Source organism: Xenorhabdus griffiniae, from assembly GCF_001028135.1.
Classification (GTDB): domain Bacteria; phylum Pseudomonadota; class Gammaproteobacteria; order Enterobacterales; family Enterobacteriaceae; genus Xenorhabdus; species Xenorhabdus bakwenae.
On the sequence record NZ_LDNM01000019.1, the window covers coordinates 1 to 4,655 of the forward strand.

Below are 4,655 nucleotides of genomic sequence, written 5' to 3' on the forward strand. Positions count from 1 at the left end.
GTTTCGGGTCGGGCGCATGGTAATAAGGAACAAGAGAAAGTGAATCGAGTGATGACCTATCTGGTATTTGTGGGTTTTTGGATTGCCGTCACGCTGGTGATGGGCGTTGTGCTGTCGCACTGAGGAATGAGATTAATGCCAATTGTTGATATCTATGGCAACCCCCTGCAACGGGAAGCCCTGAAATCCCCCCAGACGGTGAAGACAGCGCAAATGCAGCGCATTTACCCTGACCACCCGTCGCGGGGACTCACTATCCGCAAGCTGCCGCGTATCCTGCAACTGGCTGAACTGGGCGACCTGAGTGCACAGGCCAGCCTGTTCGGTGACATGCTGGAGCGTGACGGCCATATCTTTGCGGAAATGGAGAAACGTAAGAATGCGTTGCTGACCCTGGACTGGTCGATTGAACCGCCCAAACGGGCGACGGCACAGGAGCAGGCCATCACGGCACAAGTTCAAGAGTGGTTCGATGCGATGCCGGAAATTGAGGACATTATCCTGAACGGGATGGAGGCCGTCGGGCACGGCTTCAGTTGTCAGGAAATCGAATGGGAGCGCGTCGAAAAAGTCTGGCTGCCGAAGAGGCACCACTTGCGTCCCCATTATTGGTTCCGTACCCTGCCAGAGCAGCGGGATGAGATCCGTCTGCGGGACAATAACGGGCTGTATGGCAGCCCCCTGTGGCCGTTCGGCTGGCTGGTCCATCGCCACAATGCCCGCAGCGGGTTTATTGCGACCAGTGGCATTTACCGGGTGCTGGTGTGGCCGTACCTGTTTAAAAACTTCAGCTTGCGCGATTTGGCGGAATTTTTAGAGATTTACGGCCTGCCTGCCCGTATCGCAACGTATGCGGCAGGCACTTCGGATGCTGACCGGGACCGGTTGCTGGATTCACTGGTCCGGCTGGGACATGAGGCAGTTGCCGCTATCCCGGCGGGCAGTGAAATCCGGTTTGAAAGTGCCGCATCGGGTGGCAGTGAACCGTTTATGGCCATGATTAACTGGGCCGAACGGACGCAATCCAAAATCATTCTGGGCGGCACACTGACTACGCAGGCAGATGGCAAATCGTCCACTCATGCGCTAGGGAATGTGCATAACGAGGTACGCCATGACCTGATGACCGCCGATGCCCGCCAGTTAGAGGGCATGTTTAAAAACCTGATCCAGATGTTATTGGCGCTGAATGGACATACTGAGATTAACCCGCACCGCCTGCCCCGTTTTGTGTTTGATACCCGTGAAGCGGTGGATCTGCCGGAGTTTGCCACCGCCGTTGCCACGCTGGTGAATCAGGCAGGGGTGACATCTATTCCCGTTTCCTGGGTGCATAAGAAAGCCGCTATTCCGATGCCACAGGATGATGAACCGACCTTAGCCCCGCGTATCAATACGGGGCTGCCCACGCCCCTCAGCTACGGCGTCTCTCGTTATGGTCTGGGGGTCTTAAGCCAGGTTCATGAGTCAGCGGATATCGACCCGGCCCAGATTGCGCTGGATAATGCGCCGCCGCTGTCTGACCCGATAGGGGCGGCCATGAGCCAGTTACTGTCCCCGCTGGTCAGCGCCCTGCAATCCGGCCAGAATGTGGATGAGGCGATGAATATTGTGGCGGCCAGTTACCCGGATTTGGATGACAGCACGTTACAGCAGTTACTGGCGCAGGCGATTTTTGTGGCCGATGTCTGGGGGCGCCTCCATGCCGACACGTAATCAAATCAACCTGGGGTATGTGATTGGCCTGCCGCCGAAAGAAGCGATTGACTATTTCCAGCGTAAAGGCTTTGCCCTCGGTTTTAACTGGCACGATGTGGAAGCCCTGGCGCAGGCCCGCGCCTTTACCGTGGCAGGCGTGTTAAAACTGGATGTGCTGGCCGACATCCGGGCGGAACTACAAAAATCACTGGAAACCGGGCAGACCTTCCGCGACTTTCAACGCAACCTGCTGCCGATACTGGAACGGAAAGGCTGGCTCGGTAAAGGGCTGGTTGCTGATAACGATACCGGCGAACTGCACGGTAAGCGGCTGACACCCCGCCGTCTGGATACAATTTTTACGACCAATATGCAGTCGGCCTATATGGCCGGACGCTATCAGCAGCAAATGGAAAACGTCGATGAGCGTCCCTACTGGGAGCGGGTGGGCATTATGGATAGCCGCATCCGCCCCTCACATGCGGCCCTCGACGGCTTTATCGCCCGCTATGACGATCCCATCTGGCAATCCATCTACCCGCCGGATGGTTATCGTTGTCGTTGCCGGGTGCGTACCCGCAGCGAAGCGGATGTCGAACGGCTGGGGTTGATGGTGCAATCCACAGAAGGGCGGCGGGTTGAGGTGCAGCAAGAGTATGGCGAACCGGGTGAAACCCGCCCGGTGATGGGCTTTGAAAACCCCATGACCGGCCAGGTGTATACCCCCGATCCGGGCTTTGGGTTTAACCCCGGTCAGGTGAGCTGGCAGCCCGAACTGGACAGATACCCGCAACCCGCCGCCAGTCAGTATGTCACCGGGACGTTGACCGGGCCGGACTTTATCCGGGTATTTAAAGAGACACTGAAACAGGATGCGCCGTCATCGTTACAGCGTTATCCGGTTGCCGTGCGTCCGCGCTCTGGCGGGCAGCAATCTGACCCGGTGACGGTCGATGCACCGACCCTCAAGCGGTTGGCAGATAAGGAGAGCATTGACCTGGCCGATTATCTGGCGCTCCAGCAGATTATTGAGCAGCCCGAACGCCAGCACCTGGCGAAAGACGGAACACAGTATTATGGTGCAATGCGGGCGGGAGTCTGGTGGATAGTCAGCGTGCGCGAGGGGCAATTACACAATGTGATCCAACAGGCGGATTTCCATGTTCCGGATTGATATTGACTTAACAGAATTTCAGAAAGCGATGCAGCAACTGACGGACGGGCTGGGTGACCGAACCCCCATGATGCGCCAGATTGCCGCGACGATGGCCGATGCGGTCGAGGAAAATTTCAAGCAACAGGGTCGCCCTGCCTGGCTGGGCTGGAGTCCGGCCTATGCCAAAAAGCGGGCGGGCGGAAAAATCCTGCAACACACCGGGCGACTGGCGGGCAGTATCCAGCAATTCAGTGATAACGATGAAGCCCTGGTCGGTACGAATGTGATCTACGCCCGCATTCACCAGGAGGGCGGCACTATTAATATGCCTGCCCGCAGCCAGCGGGCGCATTATCGGCGCAAAAATGGCCAGAGCCGTTTTTCCAGCAAAGCGAAAGCGGATCACAGCCAGTGGAATACCCTGCCAGCCTACAAAATCCAGATGCCTGCCCGCCCGTTTCTGACACTGACCGACAGCGACGCGGGACAGATCCAGGCTATTCTGGAACGCTACCTGCAACGGTTGATAGATGCGCCCTGATGACCGGAATAAGCAAAACGCCCTGAGCACCCTTTGGGGGCGTTTGAACTGGTTGTGATACAAATCCTTGCCTTTAACCGGTTACTCCCGTTTAAATCGTTTTTAAACGGGGTTTAAATGGGGTTCCGGTTCAGGGCAAAGCGCGATACACTGCCCTGCCAGAATTTTCCGCATCTACTTTTCGTTTTCCGCTCACTGTTCAGTCACCTGCTGAACCCCCTCAACCGCATCGGTCGTGATTGCCCCGCTATGCTGCGGGCATGAAAACGACCATTGCCGCTTTAACCTCGCTGATCCGGGGTAACCACCAGAACGAAATCCAGCTTTTTCCAGCCGGCGAGTTTCGTGCCAACGATGGCCGCCCGGCGGATTGTGCTAGCTGGGTGATGACCCGTGAGATTGCCGAATCCCTGATCCAACAGGTGAACGGGCGGGAAACCCCGCTGGTGATTGATTATGAACACCAGACCCTGCGCGCGATTAAAAATGGTCAGCCGGCCCCCGCGGCGGGCTGGTTCCAGACACTGGAATGGCGTGAGGGCGAAGGCCTGTATGCCGTCAATGTTGACTGGACAGACAACGCCAGCCAGGCCATTGCCGCCAATGAATACCGCTTTATTTCCCCCGTATTTTTGTATGACCAACAGGGTCACGTGACTGCATTACTGCATTCGGCGCTGACCAACACCCCGGCACTGGACGGGATGGACGCGGTGATGCTGGCCGCTGCCTCCCAACTGGCTGCCCTGAATACCCCACAACCGGAGGATCATTCCGTGGATGACGAACTCATCAAGGAACTCTTAAGCAATTTACGCTGGATGTTGAATTTGCCTGCTACTGCCACGACGGAAGACATCAAGGCCGAGCTGCAAAAAGCCATTGATTTAATTTCGAACGGTCAGGGCACCGCCACGGCGGCCAGTCAAGGGCTGCTCGACTTGCTGCAAGCCCAGAAGACCCAGATTGCCGACCTGTCATCAAAAGCCTATGATCCGGCCCGGTACGTCCCGATTGCCGGTTATCAGGAACTTCAGGCACAACTGAACAGCGAACGCCAGCACGCGCAGGTGAGCCAGGTTGACAGTCTGGTGCAGGCGGCGCTGAGTGATGGCCGTTTAACCCCGGCGCTGGAGGACTGGGCTAAAGCGTTGGGGCGCACGAATTTTGCCGCACTGACGACCCATCTGGAAAAGACGCAGCCCATCGCGGCCCTGTCATCCCTGCAATCAGGGGGACACACCCCGGCGGCCGTATCAC

The 4,655-nt window shown here is 57.3% G+C and carries 4 protein-coding genes; all 4 read left to right on the forward strand.

Translation table 11 applies throughout. The features are described 5' to 3' along the window. The first annotated feature begins 135 nt into the window (after positions 1-135). Positions 136-1,716 (forward strand): DUF935 domain-containing protein, encoded by a 1,581-nt coding sequence (locus AAY47_RS06440; RefSeq protein ID WP_419177431.1) that lies wholly within the window; start codon positions 136-138, stop codon positions 1,714-1,716. After that, the gene (locus tag AAY47_RS06445) at positions 1,703-2,872 is read left to right on the forward strand and encodes a phage minor head protein (RefSeq protein ID WP_047768048.1); all 1,170 of its coding nucleotides are present in this window, start codon (positions 1,703-1,705) and stop codon (positions 2,870-2,872) included. Before AAY47_RS06440 ends, AAY47_RS06445 begins: the two co-directional genes overlap by 14 nt. After that, complete coding sequence (locus AAY47_RS06450) at positions 2,859-3,395, forward strand: phage virion morphogenesis protein (RefSeq protein WP_047768050.1); 537 nt, start codon at positions 2,859-2,861, stop codon at positions 3,393-3,395. Before AAY47_RS06445 ends, AAY47_RS06450 begins: the two co-directional genes overlap by 14 nt. A gap of 260 nt (positions 3,396-3,655) precedes the next feature. Beyond that, on the forward strand, positions 3,656-4,655 hold a 1,000-nt coding region (locus AAY47_RS06455; protein WP_047768052.1), incomplete at its 3' end, for a phage protease.

Excerpts from the sequence above, each read along its gene's own strand:
- AAY47_RS06440 (WP_419177431.1), top strand. The coding sequence starts at position 136 with ATGCCAATTGTTGATATCTATGGCAACCCCCTGCAACGGGAAGCCCTG.
- AAY47_RS06445 (WP_047768048.1), top strand. The coding sequence starts at position 1,703 with ATGCCGACACGTAATCAAATCAACCTGGGGTATGTGATTGGCCTGCCG.
- AAY47_RS06450 (WP_047768050.1), top strand. The coding sequence starts at position 2,859 with ATGTTCCGGATTGATATTGACTTAACAGAATTTCAGAAAGCGATGCAG.